The sequence below is a fragment of the Pantoea sp. GW821-FHT03E06 genome, assembly GCF_059420725.1.
The window spans coordinates 1,280,604-1,305,306 of sequence record NZ_JBWKUG010000001.1 but is presented as its reverse complement, the minus strand read 5'-3'; the positions used below and the strand labels follow the sequence as shown (position 1 = coordinate 1,305,306).

At 56.8% G+C, this 24,703-nt stretch carries 24 protein-coding genes and 1 riboswitch; of the genes, 7 read left to right on the top strand and 17 right to left on the bottom strand.

What is annotated here, in order from left to right; genetic code table 11:
* Positions 1–101: 101 nt before the first annotated feature.
* On the bottom strand, positions 102–1,127 hold the full coding sequence (locus tag AC07WB_RS06035; RefSeq protein WP_097094495.1) for a transporter: 1,026 nt from the start codon (positions 1,125–1,127) through the stop codon (positions 102–104).
* A gap of 165 nt (positions 1,128–1,292) precedes the next feature.
* Between AC07WB_RS06035 and AC07WB_RS06030 the strand changes: the two genes are divergently transcribed.
* The gene (locus tag AC07WB_RS06030; protein ID WP_494940181.1) at positions 1,293–2,903 is read left to right on the top strand and encodes an inorganic phosphate transporter; all 1,611 of its coding nucleotides are present in this window, start codon (positions 1,293–1,295) and stop codon (positions 2,901–2,903) included.
* Between the two features lie 12 nt (positions 2,904–2,915).
* Positions 2,916–3,836, top strand: a complete 921-nt coding sequence (ppk2, locus tag AC07WB_RS06025) for a polyphosphate kinase 2 (protein ID WP_097097568.1) — start codon at positions 2,916–2,918, stop codon at positions 3,834–3,836.
* Here ppk2 and AC07WB_RS06020 read toward each other — a convergent pair.
* The 4 genes from AC07WB_RS06020 to AC07WB_RS06005 all read right to left on the bottom strand — a co-directional run bounded on the left by AC07WB_RS06020 (position 3,833) and on the right by AC07WB_RS06005 (position 8,194).
* Entirely contained in the window at positions 3,833–5,041 is a 1,209-nt protein-coding gene (locus AC07WB_RS06020; protein WP_097094497.1) for an MFS transporter, read from the bottom strand. The two genes, ppk2 and AC07WB_RS06020, sit on opposite strands and share 4 nt — an antisense overlap.
* Before the next feature lie 204 nt (positions 5,042–5,245).
* On the bottom strand, positions 5,246–6,196 hold the full coding sequence (gene dusC, locus AC07WB_RS06015) for a tRNA dihydrouridine(16) synthase DusC (protein ID WP_097094498.1): 951 nt from the start codon (positions 6,194–6,196) through the stop codon (positions 5,246–5,248).
* Between the two features lie 4 nt (positions 6,197–6,200).
* On the bottom strand, positions 6,201–7,586 hold the full coding sequence (gene rhlE / locus AC07WB_RS06010; RefSeq protein WP_097094499.1) for an ATP-dependent RNA helicase RhlE: 1,386 nt from the start codon (positions 7,584–7,586) through the stop codon (positions 6,201–6,203).
* A 215-nt stretch (positions 7,587–7,801) separates the two neighbouring features.
* Positions 7,802–8,194, bottom strand: coding sequence for a YbhQ family protein (locus tag AC07WB_RS06005; protein WP_097094500.1), 393 nt, complete (start codon positions 8,192–8,194; stop codon positions 7,802–7,804).
* A 177-nt stretch (positions 8,195–8,371) separates the two neighbouring features.
* Between AC07WB_RS06005 and AC07WB_RS06000 the strand changes: the two genes are divergently transcribed.
* From AC07WB_RS06000 to AC07WB_RS05990, 3 genes are read left to right on the top strand one after another with little or no spacing between them, the layout of a single operon-like run.
* Complete coding sequence (locus AC07WB_RS06000) at positions 8,372–9,133, top strand: endonuclease/exonuclease/phosphatase family protein (RefSeq protein WP_494940180.1); 762 nt, start codon at positions 8,372–8,374, stop codon at positions 9,131–9,133.
* Positions 9,130–10,374: a cardiolipin synthase ClsB gene (gene clsB / locus AC07WB_RS05995; protein WP_400455114.1), complete on the top strand. Its 1,245-nt coding sequence runs from the start codon at positions 9,130–9,132 to the stop codon at positions 10,372–10,374. Before AC07WB_RS06000 ends, clsB begins: the two co-directional genes overlap by 4 nt.
* Positions 10,374–11,348 (top strand): lysylphosphatidylglycerol synthase domain-containing protein, encoded by a 975-nt coding sequence (locus AC07WB_RS05990; RefSeq protein WP_494940179.1) that lies wholly within the window; start codon positions 10,374–10,376, stop codon positions 11,346–11,348. The genes clsB and AC07WB_RS05990 overlap by 1 nt, the downstream gene beginning before the upstream one ends.
* 72 nt (positions 11,349–11,420) lie before the next feature.
* On the opposite strand, the gene AC07WB_RS05985 is transcribed toward AC07WB_RS05990, so the two are convergent.
* The 7 genes from AC07WB_RS05985 to moaA form a co-directional block, all read right to left on the bottom strand.
* The gene (locus AC07WB_RS05985) at positions 11,421–12,128 is read right to left on the bottom strand and encodes a Bax inhibitor-1/YccA family protein (protein WP_097094504.1); all 708 of its coding nucleotides are present in this window, start codon (positions 12,126–12,128) and stop codon (positions 11,421–11,423) included.
* A gap of 56 nt (positions 12,129–12,184) precedes the next feature.
* A complete protein-coding gene (locus AC07WB_RS05980; protein WP_097094505.1) occupies positions 12,185–13,279 on the bottom strand; it encodes a DUF1615 domain-containing protein in 1,095 nt (364 codons plus the stop codon).
* An 80-nt stretch (positions 13,280–13,359) separates the two neighbouring features.
* The gene (gene moaE / locus AC07WB_RS05975) at positions 13,360–13,812 is read right to left on the bottom strand and encodes a molybdopterin synthase catalytic subunit MoaE (RefSeq protein WP_097094506.1); all 453 of its coding nucleotides are present in this window, start codon (positions 13,810–13,812) and stop codon (positions 13,360–13,362) included.
* A 2-nt stretch (positions 13,813–13,814) separates the two neighbouring features.
* Positions 13,815–14,060, bottom strand: coding sequence for a molybdopterin synthase sulfur carrier subunit (gene moaD / locus AC07WB_RS05970; RefSeq protein ID WP_097094507.1), 246 nt, complete (start codon positions 14,058–14,060; stop codon positions 13,815–13,817).
* A complete protein-coding gene (moaC, locus tag AC07WB_RS05965; RefSeq protein ID WP_345827045.1) occupies positions 14,053–14,538 on the bottom strand; it encodes a cyclic pyranopterin monophosphate synthase MoaC in 486 nt (161 codons plus the stop codon). Before moaC ends, moaD begins: the two co-directional genes overlap by 8 nt.
* 2 nt (positions 14,539–14,540) lie before the next feature.
* A complete protein-coding gene (moaB, locus tag AC07WB_RS05960; protein ID WP_097094509.1) occupies positions 14,541–15,056 on the bottom strand; it encodes a molybdenum cofactor biosynthesis protein B in 516 nt (171 codons plus the stop codon).
* A gap of 17 nt (positions 15,057–15,073) precedes the next feature.
* Positions 15,074–16,060, bottom strand: coding sequence for a GTP 3',8-cyclase MoaA (gene moaA / locus AC07WB_RS05955; protein WP_494940178.1), 987 nt, complete (start codon positions 16,058–16,060; stop codon positions 15,074–15,076).
* A riboswitch (molybdenum cofactor riboswitch) is annotated at positions 16,049–16,185 on the bottom strand. Its footprint overlaps the gene before it by 12 nt.
* Positions 16,186–16,381: 196 nt before the next feature.
* Here moaA and AC07WB_RS05950 point away from each other — a divergent pair.
* On the top strand, positions 16,382–17,284 hold the full coding sequence (locus AC07WB_RS05950; RefSeq protein ID WP_097094511.1) for a gluconeogenesis factor YvcK family protein: 903 nt from the start codon (positions 16,382–16,384) through the stop codon (positions 17,282–17,284).
* Between the two features lie 127 nt (positions 17,285–17,411).
* Here the strand turns inward: AC07WB_RS05950 and uvrB are convergent, their stop codons facing one another.
* A complete protein-coding gene (uvrB, locus tag AC07WB_RS05945; protein ID WP_097094512.1) occupies positions 17,412–19,433 on the bottom strand; it encodes an excinuclease ABC subunit UvrB in 2,022 nt (673 codons plus the stop codon).
* A gap of 903 nt (positions 19,434–20,336) precedes the next feature.
* On the opposite strand from uvrB, the gene AC07WB_RS05940 reads away from it, so the two are divergent.
* Complete coding sequence (locus AC07WB_RS05940) at positions 20,337–21,053, top strand: ATP-binding cassette domain-containing protein (protein WP_097094513.1); 717 nt, start codon at positions 20,337–20,339, stop codon at positions 21,051–21,053.
* Positions 21,054–21,106: 53 nt separating this feature from the next.
* On the opposite strand, the gene bioD is transcribed toward AC07WB_RS05940, so the two are convergent.
* The 4 genes from bioD to bioB are packed head-to-tail and all read right to left on the bottom strand — an operon-like array spanning position 21,107 to position 24,697.
* A complete protein-coding gene (gene bioD / locus AC07WB_RS05935; RefSeq protein WP_097094514.1) occupies positions 21,107–21,778 on the bottom strand; it encodes a dethiobiotin synthase in 672 nt (223 codons plus the stop codon).
* Complete coding sequence (gene bioC, locus AC07WB_RS05930; protein WP_494940177.1) at positions 21,775–22,530, bottom strand: malonyl-ACP O-methyltransferase BioC; 756 nt, start codon at positions 22,528–22,530, stop codon at positions 21,775–21,777. Before bioC ends, bioD begins: the two co-directional genes overlap by 4 nt.
* Positions 22,514–23,665: an 8-amino-7-oxononanoate synthase gene (gene bioF, locus AC07WB_RS05925; RefSeq protein WP_494940176.1), complete on the bottom strand. Its 1,152-nt coding sequence runs from the start codon at positions 23,663–23,665 to the stop codon at positions 22,514–22,516. Before bioF ends, bioC begins: the two co-directional genes overlap by 17 nt.
* Positions 23,666–24,697, bottom strand: coding sequence for a biotin synthase BioB (bioB, locus tag AC07WB_RS05920; protein WP_345827049.1), 1,032 nt, complete (start codon positions 24,695–24,697; stop codon positions 23,666–23,668).
* Between the last annotated feature and the right edge of the window lie 6 nt (positions 24,698–24,703).

Sequence of the window (24,703 nt, the reverse complement as noted above, 5' to 3'; positions counted from 1 at the left end):
GCTTTTTTGTGCGTGCGATTAGCCAGGTCGCCATGAATGGCGACCCTACGAAAAAATCATCAGGGTTATGTAGGGGCGCCATTTATGGCGACCTGGCCACCTCAATCACGCGGTCGTCGAAATGCCAGCCAGCCCGCCACTAACGTGAACGCCAGCACCACTAACACCAGCAGCAGAAAGCCATGCGGATTGCTCGCCAGCGGAATGCCGCCGACGTTCATGCCAAAAAAACCCGCCACGATATTGATCGGCAGCGCCAGCACGGTTATCACCGTAAGCAAGAACAGCGTACGGTTGCTCTGCTCCATCAGACGCGCGGCAATCTCTTCCTGCAACAAACGGATCCGCTCCATTAGCCCAGCCAAATCATTCAGCGCCACGCTGAACTCTTCGGTGAAGATACGCAGCTCACCCAGCGGTTCGCGCTTTAGCCATTGAGGCGGGCGATTTAGCAAACGAAACAGCGCCGCGGGTTCGGGTGCCAGCAGGCGCTGCACGCGCAACAGCATGCGGCGTAAATGACCCAGTTCATGACGGTTAGTTTTGATCGCCGCACTCAACAGGCGCTCTTCAATGGCGTCCACCGCCTGACTGGAGCGACGCACCACCTGTTCCAGCTGCGCCTCCTGCTCGCCCAGCAGCCACAGCAGCATCGCATCGGACTCCGCAAACACCAGCTTGTCGATCTGCTGATGCATACGCTCAATCATGCCAACGGGCCGAAAGCGCGCGGTGACAATCACATGCGGGCAGCACCACATCCACAGCGTGGCATTCTGGGTGCTGCGCTCCTCTTTACTGAAGGTGACGTCATTGAGCACCGCCAGCAGCGCATCGTTTTGATGGGCTAAACGGGTGCGCGGTGAAGCTGAATGTATCTCATCGAAAAAATCGCGGTCTACGCCAAAGTGGTCCTGAACCCATCGTTCAGCACGTGCGTGATTAAGATTTATGTGCAGCCAAAGAAAGGTCGATTCCGGCAGCTGTTGCTGCGCCAATTGTGAGGCTTCACGCGCATTTAACCGCTGTGGCGGCGACGCCGGGGTAAACAGATAACCATGAATCAGTCCGGCCACTTCGTTATTGAAGTCCGGCAGGGAGGCAAGCGGTAACACGGGCTGGAGCATAGCAGCAGGTCATTCCGAAGCGGTCAGATCCACAGGGTGCGACAGGGATGTTGCAGCAATATGACACTGGCCGTTCGCCATCATCATTCTGTCATACAAACCCCGTATCACACTGGAAGTCAAAGGGTGCCGTTCGAGCATCGTGATTTAACACTGAGGTGTTTTATGGCTGAAAACAGTTTACCCGCATCGACCTCCTCGTCCCATAACGGACGCCCGAACCTTAATCGAGGCAACGGTCCTGCCTCACGCCTGATCTTTGTGCTGCTGCTGATGGCTGGCCTGCTGTATGCGGGCATCAACCTGTTTAACGACGTTGAAGAGACTGGCGCACCGGTGACCAGCTACACGCCATTCCTGCTGCTTGGCGTGGCGCTGATTATTGCGCTCGGCTTTGAATTTGTGAACGGTTTCCACGATACCGCCAACGCCGTCGCCACGGTGATTTACACCCATTCGCTGTCGCCCGGCGTGGCGGTGATGTGGTCCGGTTTTTGTAATTTCCTCGGCGTGCTGCTCTCCAGCGGCGTGGTGGCGTTCGGCATCATTTCGCTGCTGCCGGTAGAACTGATTCTGCAAGCGGGCAGCGGCCACGGTTTTGCCATGGTGTATGCGCTGCTGTTTTCGGCAATTATCTGGAACCTCGGCACATGGTATTTCGGCTTGCCCGCCTCTTCATCCCATACGCTAATCGGTTCGATCATCGGCGTTGGCGTGGCGAATGCGTTGCTGCACGGGCGCAGCGGCACCAGCGGTGTCGATTGGGATCAGGCGATTAAAGTGGGCTACGCGCTGCTGCTGTCGCCGGTTGTCGGCTTTATCTGCGCCGGGTTGTTGCTGCTGGCGATGAAAGCGTTTATCCGCAATCGCCAACTGTATGAAGCGCCGAAAGGCAATCAGCCGCCGCCGGTGTGGATCCGCGGCTTGCTGATCCTCACCTGCACCGGCGTCTCCTTCGCGCACGGTTCGAATGACGGGCAGAAAGGCATGGGCTTAATCATGCTGATTCTGGTCGGCACCATGCCGATTGCCTATGCCCTGAACCGCTCGCTGCCGCCGGAGCAAATCCCGCGCGTCGCCGCCTTAACACAGGTCACCGAACAGCAGCTGCTGATGCTGCAACCGGCGCCCGCCGCGATGCCTGCGCCGCGCGAGGTACTGACCGAATTCGTGCGTACCAGCCAAAACCGTCCGCAGGTATTACCTGCTCTCGGCATGATGCTGGGCGATATCGGTGACCAGATTCGCCGCTATGGCGCGGTGGAAAACATCCCGGTGCAGGCGGTGACCAACACGCGCAACGAGATGTATCTGGCGTCAGAAACCATTAAACATCTGCAAAATGCCAAAGTGGCATTGCCGGAAGAGACCGCGCGCAATCTGACGGCGGTAAAAAAAGAGCTGGATGCCGCCACGCGCTTTATCCCGATGTGGGTGAAGGTGGTGGTGGCGATTGCGCTGGGCCTTGGCACCATGGTGGGCTGGCGCCGTATCGTGGTCACCGTGGGAGAGCGCATCGGCAAAACGCATCTCACCTACGCGCAAGGTGCCAGTGCCGAGCTGGTGGCAATGGCGACCATCGGCGCAGCCGACGTCTTCGGCCTGCCGGTTTCCACCACCCATGTACTCTCCTCGGGCGTCGCCGGATCGATGGCCGCCAACCGCTCAGGTCTGCAACTCGCCACCATTCGCAATCTGGCGATGGCCTGGGTACTGACGCTGCCGGTTTCTGTCTTACTTTCGGGGCTCCTTTACGCCCTGTTTATCCACCTGTAATGGGAGAAAATGATGGCGACACACGACAACAGCTTCCACAGCGAGACCTTTAATCAGCGTCTGCTGCAGGAGTTTTACGACAGCTACGACGAAGAGCTGGAGATGGAGCTGGACGATCTGCGCTTCAATGATAACGGTGAGACGCAGGCCGAGGGCGACAAAGCGTTTCGCCGCCGCTATTTCCGCGAGCTGCTGCATCTGCAGGGCGAGCTGGTGAAGCTGCAGGATTGGGTGATGCGCACCGGCCATCGCGTGGTGATTCTGTTTGAAGGGCGCGATGCGGCGGGGAAAGGCGGCGTGATCAAACGTATTACTCAACGTCTGAATCCGAGAACCTGCCGCGTAGCCGCCCTACCCGCGCCTAACGATCGCGAAAAAACCCAGTGGTACTTCCAGCGTTACATAGCGCATCTGCCGGCTGCTGGTGAGATCGTGATGTTTGACCGCAGCTGGTATAACCGCGCAGGCGTGGAGCGCGTCATGGGTTTCTGCAATGAAGAGGAAGTGGAAGAGTTTTACCGCAGCGTGCCAGAGTTTGAAAAAATGCTGACGCGCAGCGGCATCCAGATCGTTAAATACTGGTTCTCAATCACCGATGAAGAACAGGAGCTGCGTTTCCTCAGCCGCATTCACGATCCGCTTAAGCAGTGGAAACTGAGCCCAATGGACCTCGAAAGCCGTCGCCGCTGGGAAGATTACACTGAGGCGAAAGAGGAGATGCTGGAGCGCACCAACATCCCCGAAGCACCGTGGTGGGTGGTGCAAGGCGTGGATAAAAAACGTGCGCGTCTCAACTGTATTAGTCATCTGCTGCAGCAGATGCCGTACGAAGAGAGTGAAGCCAAACCGGTTATGTTACCGCCGCGCGAACGTTCGGAAGACTATCGCCGCGCGCCAGTACCTGAGCACATGGTGGTGCCAGAGAAGTATTAATCGCTCGCAGTTTGCACGGCTGGCTGGCGGCCGTGCAGCTGTTGCAGACGCAGCGTCAGGCCAAAAGCACCCAGCACCATTAACGCCGCCGCCAGATACACCGACTGCATGCCCCAGTGACCAATCAGCAAACCCGCCACCGGACCGGTTAATCCCAGCCCTAAGTCGAGGAAGGCCGAATAAGTACCAAGCGCCGAGCCCTGATCCTGCTGCTGCACCCGCTTCACCGCCTCAACGCCAAGCGCCGGGAACACCAGCGAGAAGCCGCCGCCGGTGAGAAATGCCCCAACATCTACCAGCCACACGCTGTCGGCCTGCCAAATCAACAGCAATCCAGCGCACTCCAGCACCAATGACACCAGCGACACTTTCAAGCCACCAAAGCGGGTGATATAGCGGCCAAACCCGAGGCGAACCACCACGAAGCCCAGGCTGAATAAGGTGAGCGCAAACGCCGCGCCGCTCCAGTCGCGGCTGGCGAAATAAAGGGTGATAAACGTGGAGATAACGCCAAAACCAATAGTGCCAAAGCCGAGCGCCAGACCAAACATCCACACGCGGCTGACCACGCGATGAAACGGAATACGCACGCCGGCCGTGACGCTGACGCTCGCTTTGCGGCTCGCCATCCAGAAGCCCGCAACGCCCATGATCGCCACTAAACCGGCAAAGCCGCTGATGCCAAACCACTGATTCAGCAGTACGCCGAGCGGCGCACCAATCGCCATGGCGAAATAGGTGGCTACACCGTTCCACGAGATGACGCGCGCGGTTTGCAGCGGACCGACGATGTTCATGCCCCATAAGGTGGATCCGGTGCTGCTGAAGCTTTCACCTACGCCGAGGAACAGACGTCCGGCCGCCAGCAGCGCCAGGCTCAACATCGGCACGTCGCTGCACAGCGCGGCGAGAATCGATAGCACACCGCTCATGCCGCAGAACAGCAATCCCATCATCACCACGCGTTTTGGACCCAAGCGATCCGCCAGACGCCCCGAATGTGGGCGGCTTAATAGGGTGGCGAAGTATTGCAGACTGATGATCAATCCGGCGATGAATGAGCTGAAACCGAGCTGGTTATGCACGAATCCCGGCAGCACCGCGAGCGGTAAACCCACCGACAGGTAGCAAAAGAAAGTGAAAATAATGACGGAGAGAATGCGTTTATTTAACTGAGCGTTACTCAGTACAGCGGCGTCAGACATGGGAAATGGCATCGAAAACAATGATGAAAGGAGTCAACCACTATAACCTTAGCCTGCTAATAGATCGCAGATTTTTTAGTTATAAAGTTTTAACCACATTTGAATAATACGGTCGCCATGAATGGCGCCCCTACGGCTATGTGGCGAGGGTTTCGTAGGGTGCGCATTGATGCGCACCGGCATACACAGGCAATTTTTGCGGTATTAAGCGATTATCGCGGCCGCATGCCGCTCAATCGCTGTGGCGATCTCGGCGGAGACTTTGAGGGTGCGGACTTCACTGAATAAGCCGTCGGCTTCGTGATAGGCCTTGCGCAGATAGCCAAGCCACTGCTTGATGCGTGCCACGTGATACATGCCGGTATCGCCCTGCTTCTCCAGCTGGGTGTACTTCAGCAAGAGTGCCACCACTTCGGACCACGGCATCGGTGCTTCGTTGTACTTCACCACGCGCGCCAGGTTCGGCACGTTGAGCGCTCCGCGGCCAATCATCACCGCATCGCAGCCGGTAATGCGCATGCAATCCTGCGCATCCTGCCAGTTCCAGATTTCGCCGTTAGCGATCACCGGAATGCGCAGACGCTGACGAATTTCGCCAATCGCCTGCCAGTTGATACTTTCGGCGCGATAGCCGTCTTCTTTGGTTCGACCATGCACCACCAGCTCGCTGGCTCCAGCTTGCTGCACGGCATCGGCGATTTCAAAGCGACGATCGCTGGCATCCCAGCCAAGGCGCACTTTCACCGTTACCGGCAAATGATCCGGCACCGCTTCACGCATCGCTTTCGCGCCGCGGTAGATCAGTTCAGGATCTTTCAGCAAAGTGGCGCCGCCACCGCTGCCGTTCACCAACTTCGATGGACAGCCGCAGTTGAGATCCACGCCCCACGAACCGAGTTCCACCGCACGCGCGGCGTTCTCTGCCAGCCATTCGGGATATTGCCCAAGCAGCTGCATGCGAACGCGCGTGCCTGATGGCGTGCGGCTATGGTTATGCAGCTCAGGACATAAACGATAGAAGGATTTTACCGGCAGCAGCTGATCGACCACGCGCAAAAACTCGGTCACGCACAAATCATAATCATTCACCCCGGAGAGCAGCTCACGCACCAGCGAATCGAGCACGCCCTCCATCGGCGCCAGCAAAACCCTCATGACGTTAGGCGTTCCCGGTTTTCTTCGGTGCCGGACGACGACGACCGCTGTTCGCCGCTGGAGCCGCCTGACCTGCGCCCTGCGCTGGACGACGCGCTGAACGCGCTTCACCCTGCGGACGTGGCGCATTGCCGCTGTGCGGGCGCGAGACGTTGCCGCCCTGACCGCGGCCCTGGCCTTGACCACGGCCCTGACCGCGACCACCGCCCTGCTGCTGACGACCGTTCTGAATCGGTTCCGCTTTAATGCTCGGATCGACTTCGAAACCTGGCAGCTCAATGCGCGGGATTTCACGCTTCAGCAGGCGCTCAATATCGCGCAGCAGTTTGTGTTCATCCACGCACACCAGCGACAGTGCAACACCGGTTGCGGCCGCACGACCGGTACGACCGATACGGTGCACGTAGTCTTCGGCCACGTTTGGCAGCTCATAGTTCACCACGTGCGGCAGCTCTTCAATGTCGAGGCCACGCGCCGCGATGTCTGTGGCCACCAGCACGCGAATGCCGCCAGATTTGAAGTCAGCCAATGCACGGGTACGTGCGCCCTGGCTCTTATTGCCGTGGATGGCGGCGGCGGTAATGCCGTCTTTATTTAGTTGCTCAGCAAGATGATTCGCGCCGTGTTTGGTACGGGTGAACACCAGCACTTGCTGCCAGTTATCACGACCAATCATCAGCGACAGCAGTTCCCGCTTGCGCTTCTTATCCACGAAATGCACTTGCTGTGAAACCTGCTCAGACGCGGTGTTACGACGCGCCACTTCAACCTGTTCTGGGTTGGTGAGCAGCTTTTCCGCCAGCGTTTTGATCTCATCAGAGAAGGTCGCGGAGAACAGCAGGTTCTGACGCTTCGCAGGCAAACGCGCCAGCACGCGACGGATGTCATGGATGAAGCCCATGTCGAGCATACGGTCCGCCTCATCCAGCACGAGGATTTCGACCTGCGACAGATCAACCGCGTTCTGATGCGCCAGATCGAGCAGACGACCCGGTGTTGCCACCAGCACGTCAACGCCGCCGCGCAGTTTCATCATCTGCGGGTTAATGCTCACGCCACCGAAGACTACCAGCGAACGGATATCGAGATATTGGCTGTACTCGCGCACGTTCTCGCCAACCTGTGCCGCAAGTTCGCGGGTCGGGGTGAGGATTAACGCACGCACCGGACGGCGGCCACGCGCCGTCGACGGTTTTGCAGTCAGACGCTGCAGCAACGGCAGCGTAAAGCCGGCAGTTTTACCGGTGCCGGTCTGGGCGCTTGCCAGCAGGTCACGACCAGCCAGCACCACGGGGATTGCCTGACGCTGAATTGGCGTCGGCTCTTGGTAGCCTTGTTCTGCTACCGCACGCAAAATATCGGCACTTAAGCCGAGAGAGTCAAATGACATGCAGGTGTATTACTCCGAACCGTCCTGACCGCCGTTAGCGGTGTAGTTTTCAGGAGGGATATGACGCAAGCGCGGGGCTCACGTGTGAAAAGGGCACAAACTACCATGCGTAAGGGCGCGAGTTTAGCAGCTTTCCGCGGCCACAGCATCCATAAAAAAAGGAGCCGCATTCGGCTCCTTTTCGTCAGGTCCGCATTACTGCGGTCCTTAAGCGATCAACTGCGCTTCTTCTCGATGCGCTGCACTGGCTCTTTCGCCAGCAATGAAACCAGCGCCGGACCAACCAACATCACTACGCCGAGCAAACCGATCAGCAGGTTGTTGTGGATAAAGCGGGAGATCAGGAACAGCGTTAACATGGCTGCACCAAAGTAGTAAGTGGTGGTTACCTCTTCAAGGGAATCACCCATTCTACGTAAACGGGCACTACGCTGCATGACCAGCATGGTAATAAATACCACCGCATAAGCTGCCACCAGGGTACTGCTCACTTCAACCAGCGCCCTATGTTTCCAGCCCCAAACCAGCGCTGCAACCACCAACAGGTGCATCGCAATGTGCAAACAGGTTTGTCCGGTAACAATCTGAACACGATTAGACCATTTCATTCTCTTCTCCTGGCAGACCCAACAGGTCGCCCAAGTGTATCTGGCTGGAGGCCAGACGAACTTCCTCAATGTAAAGCAAATTTCAGAATACGCCCTAATTTTCAGCCCTCAACACCACTCATTTGTGACAAAGACTACACTTTGGGCTGTTGATGATGAAAAGGAGCGCGTCGCAGTATGCCACAATATACGCAAGGATTTTCATTTAAAGTCCTGACGATCAATACCCACAAGGGGTTCACCAGCTTCAATCGCCGCTTTATCCTGCCGGAATTGCGCGATGCTGTCCGCGCAACCTCCGCGGATATCGTCTTCCTGCAAGAGGTGATGGGCACCCACGCGATCCATTCGCTGCACATTGAGAACTGGCCGGAAACCTCACACTATGAGTTTCTGGCCGATACCATGTGGGACGATTTCGCCTATGGCCGCAACGCCGTTTATCCTGAGGGACATCACGGGAACGCGATATTGTCACGTTTCTCCATCGTTGAATATCAAAACCGCGATATTTCTGTGGCAGGAAGTGAAAAACGCGGCATGTTGCACTGCCAGATCCGCCTGCCAGATCGTAGCGAACCGCTGCATGTGTTCTGCGTGCACCTGGGGTTGAAAGAGAAGCACCGCCAGGCACAGATGAAGATGATGTGCGACTTCATTGCTACGCTGCCGCCAGATGCGCCTGTCGTGGTGGCCGGTGATTTTAACGACTGGCAGGTGAGCGCCAACCGCTTCCTTAAACGTGCCGTCGGGTTAGAGGAAGTGTTCAGTATCAAAACTGGCCGCCCTGCCCGCACTTTCCCGGCACGTTTCCCGCTGTTGAGGCTCGATCGCATCTATATCCGCAATGCTACGGTGAGTAAACCCTGGGCGTTACCGGTGAAACCCTGGTCCCACCTGTCCGATCACGCGCCGTTAGCGGTGGAGATTTTCCTATGAGTTTTAGTTGGCGCGACGGTAATCAGCTCCGTCTATTAGAAAATGGTGACCAGTTCTTCCCGCGCGTGCTAGGCGCTATCGCGCGCGCCGAACGCACGCTGCTATTGGAAACCTTTATTCTGTTCGAGGATGAAGTCGGTACCGATCTGCACGAAGCCTTGCTGCAGGCGGCCCAGCGCGGCGTGAAAATAGAGGTGATGGTGGATGGTTACGGCTCGCATGAACTATCTGACCGCTTTGTCGATAGCCTGACGGCCGCCGGCGTGCGCTTTATCTATTACGATCCGCGCCCGCTGGTGCTTGGCATGCGCACCAATGTGTTCCGCCGTCTGCATCGCAAAATTGTGGTGATCGATGAGGTGATCGCCTTTGTGGGCGGCATTAACTTCTCCGCTGAGCACAATACCGATTACGGCGCCCAGTCCAAGCAGGATTATGCCGTAGAAGTAAAAGGTCCGGTGGTGCTGGATATTACCCAATACGTGCAGCAGCAGATGGGCAGCGAACAGCACACGCGGCGCTGGTGGGGCGGGCGATCGCATCGTCCGGCAGTCAACGCCCTGCCTGGCGAGGCTCAGGTGCTGTTTGTTTATCGCGATAACGATGAACACCGCGACGATATCGAGCAGCACTATCTCGCTATGCTACGCAAGGCGAAGAAGGATGTGATTATCGCTAATGCCTACTTCTTCCCCGGCTATCGCCTGCTGCGTGAGATGCGCAGCGCGGCCCAACGCGGCGTACGCGTCAGGCTGATTGTGCAAGGCGAACCCGATATGCCGATCGTCAAAGTGGGCGCTGAGCTGCTGTACAACTATTTAGTCGACGGCGGCGTGGAGGTGTATGAATACTGCCGTCGCCCGCTGCACGGCAAAATTGCGGTGCAGGATGAGCAGTGGTCAACGGTAGGATCGAGCAACCTCGATCCGCTGAGTTTATCGCTCAATCTGGAAGCGAATTTGATAGTACACGATCGCGCCTTCAATCAGGCGCTGCGTGAGAATCTGGAACTGCTGCTGCAGCACGATTGCGTGCGCGTAGACGATGACAAGCTGCCGCCGCGCAATTGGTGGCAGCTGACCAAAGGCATCATTGTGTTCCACTTTTTACGCCATTTCCCTGCCATCGCCGGTTGGTTGCCTGCCCATACGCCGCGCCTGTCACAGGTTGCTCCGCCCGTACAACCCGAAATGGAAACTCAGGATCGGGTCGAAGCCGATAATCCAGGAGCAAAATCCTAATGTCGAAAAAGAATCCACGCTGGCAACTGGCAAAGAAGATCCTTACTGCGCTCTTTTTTATTGCGGTGATCGTGCTGCTGGTGATCTATGCGCGCAAGGTGAACTGGGAAGATGTCTATACGGTTATCGTCGGCTACAACCGTTACGTGGTGCTGAGCGCCGCCGCGCTGGTGATAGTGAGTTATCTAACGTATGGCCTGTACGATCTGATTGGACGCGCCTACTGCGGGCATAAGCTGGCGAAACGCCAGGTAATGCTGGTGTCATTTATCTGCTATGCCTTCAACCTGACGCTCAGCACCTGGGTGGGCGGCGTGGCGATGCGCTATCGGCTTTATTCGCGGCTTGGCCTGCCGGGCAACACCATCACGCGCATTTTCTCGCTGAGCATCGCCACCAACTGGCTCGGCTATATTTTGCTGGCTGGCGTGGTATTCGCGGCGGGCATGGTGCCCATTCCTTCCGGGTGGTTTATTGGCGAAACCACGCTGCGCATCATTGGCGCAGTGCTGTTAGTGACGGTGGCGATCTATTTATGGGCCTGTGCCTTCGCGAAGAAACGCCGCTGGACGGTGAAAGGCCAGCATCTGCAGCTGCCGTCGCTGCGTATGGCACTGTTTCAGTTTGCAGTTTCCTGCGCCAACTGGATGGTGATGGGGATGATCATTTGGCTGCTGCTGGCACGTCAGGTTGATTATCCTATCGTGCTGGGCGTGCTGCTGATCAGCAGTATTGCCGGTGTGATTATTCATATTCCGGCCGGGATCGGCGTGTTGGAAGCGGTTTTCCTGGCGCTGCTGAGTGGGCAACATGCCTCGCACGGCACCATTATCGCGGCGCTGCTCGCCTATCGCGTGCTCTATTTTATTCTGCCGCTGTTAGTCGCGCTGGTGCTCTATTTGTGGCTGGAGAGTCGCGCAAAACATTTGCGCCAGAAGAATGAGCAGAAGATGGAGAAATCGGTTTCGCGCTAAAGATCATCGTAAGGTCGGCATTGACGCCGACCTGGTCGCCAGGAATGGCGACCCTACGAAGATATGCGAGGTTTAGCGGCGGTTGCCGAAAATACGCAGCAGCATCAGGAACAGGTTAATGAAATCGAGATACAGCGTTAGCGCGCCCATAATTGAGGTACGACGCAGGTTCTCTTTGTCATTCACGTTGATGTTCTCACCAATCGCTTTCAGCTTCTGCGTGTCATACGCGGTGAGACCCACAAACACCACCACGCCGATATAGGTAATTGCCCACATTAACGCCGGGCTTTTCAGCCAGAAGTTTACCAGCGACGCCAGCAGAATACCTATCAGCGCCATAAACAGCAGGCTGCCAAAACGGCTCAGGTCGCGCTTGGTGGTGTAACCGTAGAAGCTCATCGCCCCGAACATCCCCGCCGTTACAAAGAAAGTGCTGGCAATGGATGAATAGGTGTAGACGAGGAAAATACTCGCCATCGTCAGCCCGGTGAGCGCCGAATAGAGCATAAACAGCCCGGTTGCCAGCGTGCCGCTTAAACGATGCACCATACCCGACAGCACAAATACCACCGCCAGCTGCGCGATGATCAGTCCAAAGAAAGTAATACGGTTCGCAAACACCAATTCCATGACAGCCGGTGTGCGAGCAGCGAACCACGAAACAAACGCGGTGAGCAGTAAGCCGCAGGTCATCCAGCCATACACCTGCGCCATATAGGTCTGCAGCGAGGTGGATGCCTGCTGCACGATTGAATCATTACGTGGATATCGGTCCATGAAGCACCTCATTAATGCGAAACAATAGGTAAGTGTGGAGTGTACACCCGTTTGCGTCAACGGCGCGTCAAGCACTGTTGATAGCGGCCATTTACGCGCTGGGCAAACCACGCGGTGGTGAGGTTGCGGGTGATTTTCGGGCTCTCCAGCTTAATGCCCGGCAGCATTTCACGCGGCACTCGTTTGCCGGCCATCTTATCGGCAAGAATAAAGGTCTGTTTCCACAGCGTGCTGGTGGCGAAGTCGGCGGTGTCGCCCTTCTCCAGATCGCGGCGAATTTCGCGGTTGCTCATATCCAGCTGCTTGCTCAGGCTGCGCACCGCCAGTTCGGTGGAGCTGGCCTGCTCGCTGCCATACATGATCAAATCGCCATCCAGTGCCAGCTTGATACCGCTGGCGCGTGCGATCGCGGCCTGGAAGGCGGCATTGCGGCTGGCGTACCAGCCGGCATTGAAGTCGGCGAAGCGGTACAGCATCTGGCTGTAATCGGCTGGATAGCCGAGCAAATGCAGCGTACCGAAGTAGATGCCACCGCGTCGGGTGAAGACCTCGCGGCGAATCGATCCATCCACCGCATACGGATACCCTTTGGCATGCGCTTCGGCAAACGCAATGCTGACCTGCATCGGCCCACCGGTGTGGATCGGGTTGAGATTGCCAAATAGCTTCTGCCCCATCGGCACCATATCAATGAAATCATCGAAAATGGCGCTCAGCTCTTTCTCGCTGCGCACGTTATCCAGTCGTGCCGCATAGCTTTCGCCATTCGGCGATTTAATCAGCAGCGCGGTGCGCACCAGAAACGCCGGAACGTGCACCTTGGCGGCGCGGCGATCGATTTCACCCCAGGCAATTTTAGGTAAGCCCGGCACTTCCGCATCGGCACTGAAGTTGGATTCCTGATCGGTAACCGCAATCACCGCGCAAATGTTGCTGGCGCTGGGATCGATTTGCTGCACGCGGAAAGCGGTATAGATATCGTCAGCCCAGGCGGATTTCTGTTTCACGTCGCTGGGCAACAGCTGCTGGATCTGACTTTTGACATCAGCAGGCTGACGCGCCGGTGCCTGCGGCTCTTTTTTCGTGCTACAACCGGCCAGCACCAGCGCAGCCAGCACTGCTGCGCCCTTCACAATTTTCGTGGTTTTCATCCTGCTCCCTGACGCCAACAAAAACCGTACCTTAACGTTTTCAGTGGTCTGCCGCTATCGGAGCGGGAAGATTTTGCGCGCTAGCTCCAGCGCTCAGCGGCTTGATGATCGCTGTCACGCGCATCAACCCAGCGATCGCCTTCGGCAGTGGCTTCGCGCTTCCAAAACGGCGCGCGGGTTTTCAGGTAATCCATAATGAACTCGGTGGCGGCGAACGCGCTGCTGCGATGGGCGCTACTGACGCCAACAAACACGATTTCATCACCGGGGAACAGTTCGCCAACGCGATGAATCACCGTTACCTGCTGTAGCGGCCAGCGCTGACGCGCCTCGACGACAATATCCGCCAGCGCTTTTTCCGTCATGCCGGGATAATGTTCCAGCGTTAACGCCGCAACAGCATCGCCGAGATTGTGATTACGCACTTTGCCGGTGAACGTGACGACTGCGCCATCGCTATCGTGGGCGGAGAGTAAGCTATATTCCTGGCCAACGTCGAACAGCTCAGTGCCGACACGAATTCGCGTTTCCATGCTCAACCTCCGGTAACCGGCGGGAAAAATGCCACTTCATCACCCGCGCGCAGCGGATGGCTCATAGGCACCAGCGTTTGATTCACTGCCGCCAGCAATTTGCCAGACTCCAGCGCCAGCGCCCAGCGGTCGCCCTGCCCGGCTAACGCCGCACGCAGCGTGGCAACATCGGCATAGTCCGGTGCCAGTTCCAGCGCGCTGGTGCCGGTTAATTCCCGAACCTGGGCAAAAAACAGCACCTTAATCATGGCTCACCGCCTTGAAATCACCGGATTTCCCGCCGCTTTTGCTCAGCAACCGCAGCTGATCGATGACAATGTCTTTTTGCACCGCTTTGCACATGTCATAGATGGTGAGCGCTGCGACCGACGCCGCGGTTAAGGCTTCCATCTCGACGCCGGTTTTGCCCGTCAGGCGACAGAGTGAAGTGACGCGCACGCGGCTGTGTTCCGGTTCAGCAATCAGGGTCACTTCCACCTTGCTCAGCATCAGCGGATGGCACAGCGGAATCAGTTCCCAGGTGCGTTTCGCCGCCTGAATGCCGGCGATACGCGCGGTGGCGAACACGTCACCTTTATGATGGCTGCCGTCGATAATCATCTGCAGCGTTTCTGCGCTCATCAGCACCAGCGCTTCCGCTTGTGCTTCGCGCACCGTTTCAGTTTTACCAGAGACATCCACCATGTGGGCTTCGCCTGCGGCATTGATATGCGTTAAGGATGACATACTTACAACTTCTTCAAATGAGAGACAAAATTACACGGACGGGTACGCGCATCCAGCTGATCTTCAATGATGCGCTCCCAGCCGCTGCGGCAGGCGTTGGTCGATCCCGGCACGGCAAAAATCAGCGTCTGATTGGCCAAACCGGCAACGGCGCGCGACTGCAGCGTTGAGCTACCGATCTCTTCATAGGAGATCATGCGGAACAGTTCACCAAAGCCTTCAATCTCACGATCGAACAGCGGCAGCAAGGCTTCAGGCGTACTGTTTTTGCTGTTGAAACCGGTGCCGCCATTGATAATCACCACCTGCACATCGTCGCTGGCGATCCAGCGCGATACCGTGGCACGAATGCGATAGCGGTTGTCCGGCACCATCGCGCGGTCCACCACCTGATGCCCGGCTTCTGCCAGCGCTTCACGCAGGTAATCGCCGGATGTGTCATTACTGGCATCACGGCTATCAGAGACGGTCATTACCGCTACATTTAAGGCGATAAATTCGCCGGAAGGTTTACCCATGGCCATAACTCCTGTGTTTAGCCACCAATAAAGGAGAGGTTTTGCGTGATGCCGGTATTGCCCTGATGCAGAAAGTGCGTCTGCTTTTTCTGCCCAAGGCTGTGCGCAATGCGCGCCTGCAGCTCTGCTTGCTGATCGTCAGACGCCAGCAAATCGCGCAGCGACACGCCGCCGTCGCCAAACAGGCACAGATGCAATTTACCCATCGCTGAGACGCGCAGGCGATTGCAGCTGGCGCAGAAATCTTTCTCGTACGGCATGATCAGGCCCACTTCACCCTGATAATCGGGATGACGAAACACCTGCGCCGGCCCGTCGCTGCGGCCGCGCGGCTGGCGCTGCCAGCCCTGCATAATCAGCTGGTCGCGAATCACTTCACCGGAGATATGATGACGATGGAACAGATCGCTGCCTTCACCGGTTTCCATTAGCTCGATAAAGCGTAGTTGAATCGGCCGCAGGCGCAGCCACTCAAGGAAGGTGCTGAGGCTGTGGCTGTTCACATCGCGCATCAGCACGCTGTTAACTTTCACTTTCACGAAACCGGCATCGAAGGCGGCATCTATGCCCGCCATCACCTCGGCAAATTTGTCTTGTCCGGTAATGGCGTGAAACTGGCGCGCGTCGAGGCTATCGACGCTGACGTTGATGTGGGTAAGACCGGCTGCGCGCCATGCTCGCACGTCGCGCGCCATGCGGTATCCGTTGGTGGTCATGGCAATCTGGCGGATGGCATCGTTTTCCCGCACCGCGGCGATGATGTCGGTAAAATCACGACGCATAGAGGGTTCACCGCCGGTCAGCCGCACTTTTTCAGTGCCCGCCGCCGCAAAGGCACGCGTCACGCGACGAATCTCATCCAGCGAGAGAAAGCTTTTGTTGTGCGTGCCGCTCGGCTTATAGCCGTTCGGCAGGCAGTAGGTACAACGGAAGTTACACACATCCGTGACCGACAGGCGCAAGTAGTAAAAGCTGCGCGCGTAGGCATCTGTAAATTGTGGCACCTGAACACCTTTCCAAAGTCGGGAGATGCAGGCATTTCTTTCTGCACCCTGGCAGCTCAATGCTGCGGCCTGTATTCCATATCTTTCACGACTTAGGAAACCAGGCTTGGGAGTTTGTTGTCATTGTGGACAACACGGTTAAAACGAATGGTAGCGCGATTAGCGATTAGCATCCATCAGTGAATTTCGCTATATATATTGATACATAACGTATTTTTCACCGCATTTTCGCGACAGGATACGGTAAAATACGCCGCAGATATTGATGCACATCAGTTCAACTACGCCTCAATGCGAGGACGGCAGTGACAAAGGAGAAACATGAATCGAACCCTGGCAGATTTGGATCGCGTAGTGGCGCTGGGCGGCGGGCACGGTCTTGGACGCGTGATGTCAGCGCTGGCACCGTTGGGCTCGCGCTTAACCGGTATTGTCACCACCACCGATAACGGCGGATCCACCGGCCGCATTCGCCGCTCGGAAGGCGGCATTGCCTGGGGCGATATGCGTAACTGTATCAATCAGCTGATCACTGAACCGAGCGTCGCCACCGCGATGTTTGAGTACCGCTTTAGCGGCAATGGCGAGCTGGCCGGGCATAACCTTGGCAACCTGATGCTGAAAGCGCTTGATCACCTGAGCGTACGTCCGCTGGAAGCCATCAACATTATCCGTAATTTGCTTAAAGTGGATGCGTTTCTCATTCCGATGTCAGAACAGCCTGTTGATCTGGTGGCACAGGATGGCGAAGGCAACATGGTATACGGGGAAACCGCTATTGATGAGATGAAGCAGCCCCCCGAGGAGTTGATGCTGCACCCGAACGTGCTGCCCACGCGCGAAGCGATCGAGGCGATAGGCGAAGCGGATTTGATTCTGATTGGCCCCGGCAGTTTTTACACCAGCCTGATGCCAATATTGCTGATGGAAGATATGGCGCGCGCGCTGCGCCGTACGCCCGCTACCATGGTATTTATTGGCAATCTTGGTCGTGAACTGAGTCCAGCAGCGGCCAGCCTGAATGTTGCTGACAAACTGGCTATCATGGAGAAAGCCATTGGCAAACGGGTGATTGATGCGGTGGTGGTAAGTCCAGCCGCAGATATTAGCGGAGTGGAAGATCGTTTAATTATTCGCGAACCGCTGGAAGCCGCCGATATTAAATACCGTCACGATCGCCAACTGCTGCGCATTGCGCTAGAACACGCGATTCAGGCAGTTTAGTTTCCAGGTGCGCCTCAATGCGTACCCAACGAAAACCCCACGGAATTGGCGTTGGATCGCCATAAATTCCCGCGCGGTCATGGTGAGTTCACGTAGGGTCGCCATTCATGGCGACCAGGATGATGGATCAGGAAGCCGCAATAAACAGCTCGCGCAGCTGATGCAACTGATCGCGCACGCTGGCAGCTTCTTCGAACTCCAGATTCTGCGCGTGTTGCTGCATCTGCCCTTCCAGCTCGTGAATTTTCTTTTGCATCGCCTGTGGCGTAAGCGCCATATAGTTGGCTTCCGCCTCTGCCGCAGTGCGCGATGCGGTTTTACCTTTACCGCGCGTTTTAACCACGTTTTTGCCCAGCTCAAGAATATCGGTGATCTTCTTATTGAGCCCCTGCGGCACAATGCCATTCTCTTCGTTATATTTTTGCTGCTTCTCGCGACGACGTTCCGTTTCACCCATCGCGCGTTCCATTGATGGCGTGATTTTATCGGCGTAGAGAATCGCGCGCCCATTGATATTACGCGCGGCGCGACCAATGGTTTGAATCAGTGAACGCTCAGAGCGCAGGAAACCTTCTTTGTCGGCATCGAGAATCGCCACCAGCGACACTTCCGGCATATCCAAGCCTTCACGCAGCAAGTTGATGCCCACCAACACATCAAACTCGCCGAGGCGTAAATCGCGGATGATTTCCATACGTTCTACGGTATCGATATCCGAATGCAGATAGCGCACCTTCTCACCGTGTTCCACAAGGTATTCGGTGAGATCTTCTGCCATACGCTTGGTCAAAACGGTAACCAGCACGCGCTCATTAATCTCGACACGCTTGCGGATTTCCGACAACAAATCGTCGACCTGGGTCGCGACCGGTCGCACTTCGAGGATCGGATCAAGCAGGCCGGTTGGACGCACCAGCTGATCGATCACTTCGCTACCTGATTTTTCCAGCTCGTAATTGCCGGGTGTGGCCGACACATAAATGGTTTGCGGCGCGGACGCCTCAAACTCTTCAAACTTCATCGGGCGGTTATCCAGCGCCGACGGTAAGCGGAAGCCATACTCCACCAGCGTCTCTTTACGCGCGCGGTCACCGCGGTACATACCGCCAATTTGCGGGATCGTCACGTGCGATTCGTCAACCACCAGCAAACCGTCAGCCGGCAGATAATCAAATAAGGTTGGCGGCGGCTCGCCCGGTCCGCGACCGGACAGATAGCGTGAGTAGTTTTCAATACCGGAGCAGTAGCCCAGCTCGTTCATCATTTCGAGGTCGAACTGGGTACGCTGAGAAATACGCTGCTCTTCCAGCAGCTTATTGTTCTCCAGCAGCACCTTGCGGCGGTCCACCAGTTCGACTTTGATATCTTCCATCGCCTGCAGAATACGCTCGCGCGGCGTGACATAGTGCGTTTTAGGATAAACGGTAAAACGCGGGATCACCGAGTCAATCTGCCCGGTAAGCGGATCAAACAGCGACAGCCGCTCAACTTCTTCATCAAACAGCTCAATACGCAGCGCAATGTCGTCTGATTCGGCCGGGAACACATCGATCACTTCCCCACGCACGCGGAAGGTGCCGCGCTGGAAAGCCTGATCGTTACGGGTATATTGCAGCTCTGCCAGACGACGCAGAATGCTGCGCTGATCGATAATCATGCCGCGCGTTAAGTGCAGCATCATTTTCAAATAGAGATCGGGATCGCCCAGACCGTAAATAGCGGAAACCGACGCCACTACGATCACATCACGACGCTCCAGCAGCGCTTTGGTCGCCGAGAGACGCATCTGTTCAATGTGCTCGTTCACCGAGGCATCTTTTTCGATAAAAGTGTCGGAGCTGGGAACATAGGCTTCAGGCTGATAGTAATCGTAGTAAGAGACGAAAAACTCCACCGCATTGTCCGGGAAGAACTCTTTCATCTCGCCGTACAGCTGCGCCGCCAATGTTTTGTTCGGTGCCAAAACCATCGTCGGGCGATTGAGATCCGCAATCACATTGGCAACGGTAAACGTTTTACCTGAACCGGTTACGCCCAACAGCGTTTGATGGGCGAGTCCATCCTCCAGCCCCTCTTCCAGGCGGCGAATGGCCTCAGGTTGGTCGCCTGAAGGCTTGAAAGCGGAGTTGAGTTTAAAGGCTTTGCTCATGTTTTAGCGGTTCCAGCAGATGAAGACGGCGGGCAGGCTGCTAATTCTACTCTGCTGTGGCGAATTTGCCAGAAAAAAATACTGGACATAATCACAGTATCGTTGCACGATAATCGTTCCTGCAGGGAAATTTCTTCCGTGCATTTTAAGCGGCATGAGGCAAATGCTTGTTGCGCAATGTTATCCCCAGAGCGAGGATGCTTTTAACATTTGTCAAGAGAGTGTCATTAAATTGCAGTCCGATGACAAGGCAGATAAATCGCATGCTTGATTTTAACTAACCTGCTGTTTTAATTGAATTACACCTAAAAGCCCAGATTCTCATCATAATGGATGAAGGCCGCGAATTTACTCGCTTGCGCCCGGTTTTCAGTCGCTAATGCACAAGGTTATCCACAGTAATGGTGGATAAGTGAATCCAGCCCAAAGCCCATCAGCTGTGTATAATTTTCTTGCAGGTCGTCTTCAGGGCAAAAAAAATTTTTTTCGTCTTTTTTTTCTCACCTGTCGGATAGCCTTAACTCCCTTTTTCTCCTCTCTGCTCCCCCATTGTGAAGGGGAAACGCGCCTTTTTAATACCACTTATTCCTAAGTTATTGCCTTACGAACGATCATATGCACCAGAAACGTTAAGCCATCAGCACTGTCGAAGTGCAGCCGGTTTGTCACCGCATGGAATTGTTAAGCATTTCTCAACTTTTAAACCTTGATTTTGCCGTTTTTAGGCGCTGCTCGGTTTCTATTTCCAACCTGGCCTGGGAATTGCAGTGTTTAAAGCCAGGGAGTAACGCGTCCTCCTCGGCTTTTGCCGACGACAGCGGTGTCCATCAATCGTGCACGACTGTATGCCAGACGACACAGAGCGGGAGCATTCAGGCTAATAATCTGGAAGGAGTATGTCAGATGCTGAGTTTACGTTCGGTGAATCAGTTTTACGGTCAAAATCACATTCTGTGGGATGTGGACCTCGATCTGCCGCCGGGTACCTGTACCGGCGTGTTGGGCAGCCCAGGCATGGGTAAAACCACGTTGGTTAATTGCATTATGGGCCGCTTGCCGATCAACAGCGGCTCGATGACCTGGCAAGAAGATGGCTCGCCGCCGGAGGATTTACTGCTGCAACCGGCCGAGATGCGTGCCCGCACCGGGATTGGTTATGTCCCGCAGGGGCGGCACATTTTCTCGCAGATGAGCGTGGAAGATAACCTGCTGATTGCCCTAATGGCAGCGCAGGACGATCGCAGCCGTGCGATTCCGGAAATGGTCTTTGATCTGTTTCCGGCGCTCTATTCGATGCGCCACCAGCGCAGCGGCGAACTGCCGATGGAGCAACAGCAGCATTTGGCCCTGGCGCGCGCATTGGTGCTGCAACCCAAGCTGGTGATTCTCGATGAACCAACGGAAGGCATGTCGCCGTGGCTGGAAGAGGAGATGGGCAATCTTATCCGACGGCTTAACCGCGAATACGGTCTGACGATTCTGTTGCTGGAGCAGCACGTGTCATTCATCCGCCGCGTTGCCGACTATTTTCTGCTGCTGCATCGTGGACGCAACGTGGCGCACGGCAAAATGGCGCAGTTGGATGACATCACCGTCAATAAGTGGCTAACGGTGACGTAGATAGTACAAAACGGCATCTGGCATCGTAGGGTCGCCATTCATGGCGACCTGGATTATTGCGGCAGTGTCAAATAGCGCCCACAATCGCCTTGCTGCGCCTCATCGCTGAGGTGCGGGATCTCACCGAGGAACGGCGCGTCAATGCGCTGACGCAGCGTGGCCATATATTCCTGATGGCGTTTGCCCGGCGGCTGGATATCATTGGCAATCCAGCCCGCCAGGCATAAACCTCGCGCTTTCACCGCCTCAGCGGTAAGCAGCGCATGGTTGATGCAGCCTAACTTTACGCCCACGACCAGAATTACGGGTAGCTGCTCGGCTTCAACCCAATCTGCATAGGTCTGCGTGTCCGATAGCGGCGTAAACCAGCCGCCCGCGCCCTCCACTAACACCCATTCCGCCTGCTGCTCAAGCACACGTAAGCCAGCAGAAAGTGCGGCAAATTCAATTGGCCTGCCCTCTTCTGCACTGATGATATGCGGTGAAGTCGGCTCGACAAACGCCAGCGGATTCACCTGCTCGTAGCGTAGCGGCACGCTGCTGTAGCGCTGCAATGCCAATGCATCACTGTTGCGGACGCCTTCTTGTGTGATCTCACAGCCGGACGCCACCGGTTTATAGCCGGCGGTGCGCAATCCTGCGGCGCTCGCCGCCTGCAACAGTGCGCCGCTGGCCACGGTTTTGCCAACTTCGGTATCGGTTCCGGTAATAAACCAGCGTGTCATTTTGTTAAAACTCCATACATCAAGTGGTAGCTCAGGCGGTAACCGGTCTCATCCTGCGGCCAGTGTTGCTCAAGTGTTGCTAACTGGGTACGTGTCAGCACGCTGCTGCCGCGTCCGTCGTGCAGATGCGTAGCACCAATGCCTTTCAGGGAACGCATGGCGCTAAGCGCACTGGGGAAATGCAGCGTAACGATCTGCTGCTCTGCCTGCATCGGTAGCGTTGCGGTGGCCGCGCGCAACTGCGCTGCGCTGAGAAAACGATTGGCGTGGCGGCGACCATCCAACTGCGCCCATGCGTGATGCACTTCGTGTAGCGAACCGTCGAGCAGCGTGGAGAACAGCACCGTGCCGCCTGGGCGCGTGACGCGCAAAAACTGCTGCAGCGCAGTGCACAAATCACTGCTCCACTGCACTGCCAGGTTGCTCCACACGCCGTCAACACTGGCATCCGCTAGCGGCACATCATCAATATCACCCAGCAGATAATGCTGCGCCGATTGCTGTTCGCGCGCCGTTTGCAGCATATCGGGTGAGAGATCGAGCGCGGTCAGCGTACGCCCGCGATCGCGCCAGTAGCGGCTATACCAGCCGGTGCCGCAACCGGCATCCAGCAAATGCGGACCAAAACCAGCCGGTGCCCGCGCCAGCAGCGCATCACCGCTCAGTCGCTGCAGCTGCGCATGCTGTTCGTAATGTGCGGCCGCACGACCAAAAGCCTGCGCCACGGCCTGCTTGTTAACCTGCAGCGTCATACAGCGCCTCCAGCAGTCGATCAATATCATCGGTGTGATGCGCAGCGGTAAGCGTGATGCGCAGCCGCGCGGTACCCGGTGGCACGGTGGGCGGACGGATCGCGCTCACCCAACAGCCGGCCTGCGCCAGTCGCTGCGACAGCGCCAGCGCCGCGCTATTTCCGCCAACAATCATCGGCTGAATCGCACTGTCTGAAGCGACCAGCTGCCACGGTAAATCCGCGGCACCGGCGCGGAAGCGCGCAATATGACTGTGCAACCGTTCACGCAGCGCATCGCCTTGTTGAATCTGCCGCAGCGCCGCCAGCAGCGCATAGCACTGCGCCGGCGGCATGGCGGTGGAATAGATCAGATGGCGGGAAAATTGTTCAACGTAATCGGCGGTCGCATCATCGCACAGCAACGCGGCACCACTGACGCCAAACCCTTTGCCAAAGGTGACGATCAGCAGTTCCGGCTTCACCTGTTGCTGCCAGCAGCTGCCGCGCCCTTGTGCACCGGTAACACCGATGCCGTGCGCATCATCCACCAGCAGCCAGCCGTTGCCATGCCGCGTCTGTTCTGCAATAGCCGCGAGCGGCGCGCTGTCGCCATCCATACTAAAAACGCCTTCGGTGACCACCAATGTGCCACCGTCTGATGGCGTCGCCAGCAGTTTCGCCAGGCTTGCCGGCTGATTATGGGCAAAGCGGCGCAGGCTGGCCGGACTGTGGCTGGCGGCATCCAGCAGCGACGCGTGCGCCAGCTTATCGGCAAAGATGCGATCCTGCTTTTCCGCCAGCAGATGGATCACCGCCTGATTGGCGGCAAATCCCGAAATGAACAGCAGCGCGCGCGAATAGCCCAGCCAATCGGCCAGCTGTTCCTCCAACTGGGCGTGATGGCGGCTGTAGCCGGTAACGTGACCGGATGCGCCTGCACCTGCGCCCGCCTCAGCCGCGCCCTGCTGCCACGCGGCGATAACCGCCGGATGCTGGCTCAGGCCGAGATAGTCGTTACTGGAGAAGTGCCGATAGCGTTGGCCGTCGAGCGTAATTTCCCGCACGTTGTTATGTTCGATGGGACGCCGCTGCCGCCAGCCATCGGCGGCCCGCCGCGCCGCCAGCGCGTGATCGATACGTTGTGACCAGCCCATTTACACAGCCGCGTTGTAGAACTGCTCGGTATCCGCCTGTAGCAGTTGTTCGCTGAGCTGATATTGCTGCTCATTATCCCCCGCCGTTGTCGCGGTATGTTCCGGATTGAGGCCGAGTTTGCGGAACAGAATCAGATCTTTATCCTCTTCCGGGTTTGGCGTGGTGAGCAGTTTGCAGCCGTAGAAGATCGAGTTAGCCCCGGCCATAAAGCACATTGCCTGGGTTTGCTCACTCATCTGCTCGCGACCGGCAGAGAGACGCACGTGCGACGATGGCATCATGATGCGCGCCACCGCGATGGTGCGGATAAAGTCGAACGGTTCCACATCCTCGTTATCCGCCAGCGGCGTGCCTTTCACCTTCACCAGCATGTTGATTGGCACGCTCTCCGGTGGCGTCGGCAGGTTAGCCAACTGCACCAGCAAACCGGCGCGATCTTTCACCGTTTCCCCCAGGCCCACGATGCCGCCCGAGCACACTTTGATGCCCGCGCCGCGCACTTTGTCCAGTGTATCCAGGCGCTCCTGATAGCTGCGCGTGGTGATGATGTTGCCGTAGAATTCTGGCGAGGTATCGAGGTTGTGGTTGTAGAAATCGAGGCCGGCTTCAGCAAGGCGCTGCGCCTGGCTGCCATCCAGCGTGCCGAGCGTCATGCAGGTTTCCATGCCCATCGCTTTCACCCCCTGCACCATCTGCTGCAGATAGGGCATGTCGCGCTCGTGCGGATTTTTCCACGCCGCGCCCATGCAGAAACGGCTTGAGCCGGCGGCTTTGGCTTTGCGCGCCGATTCCAGCACCGCATCCACCTCCATCAGACGCTCGGATTCGAGACCGGTTTTGTAACGCGCGCTCTGCGGACAGTATTTACAATCTTCCGGGCAGGCGCCGGTTTTGATCGACAGCAGCGTGCTGACCTGTACCTGACGCGGATCGAAATGTTGACGATGCACTTGCTGCGCTTCAAACATCAACTCAAGGAAAGGTTTTTCGAAAAGTGCCTGAGCTTGTGCCAGTGTCCAGCGGTTTGCCATTGCTTA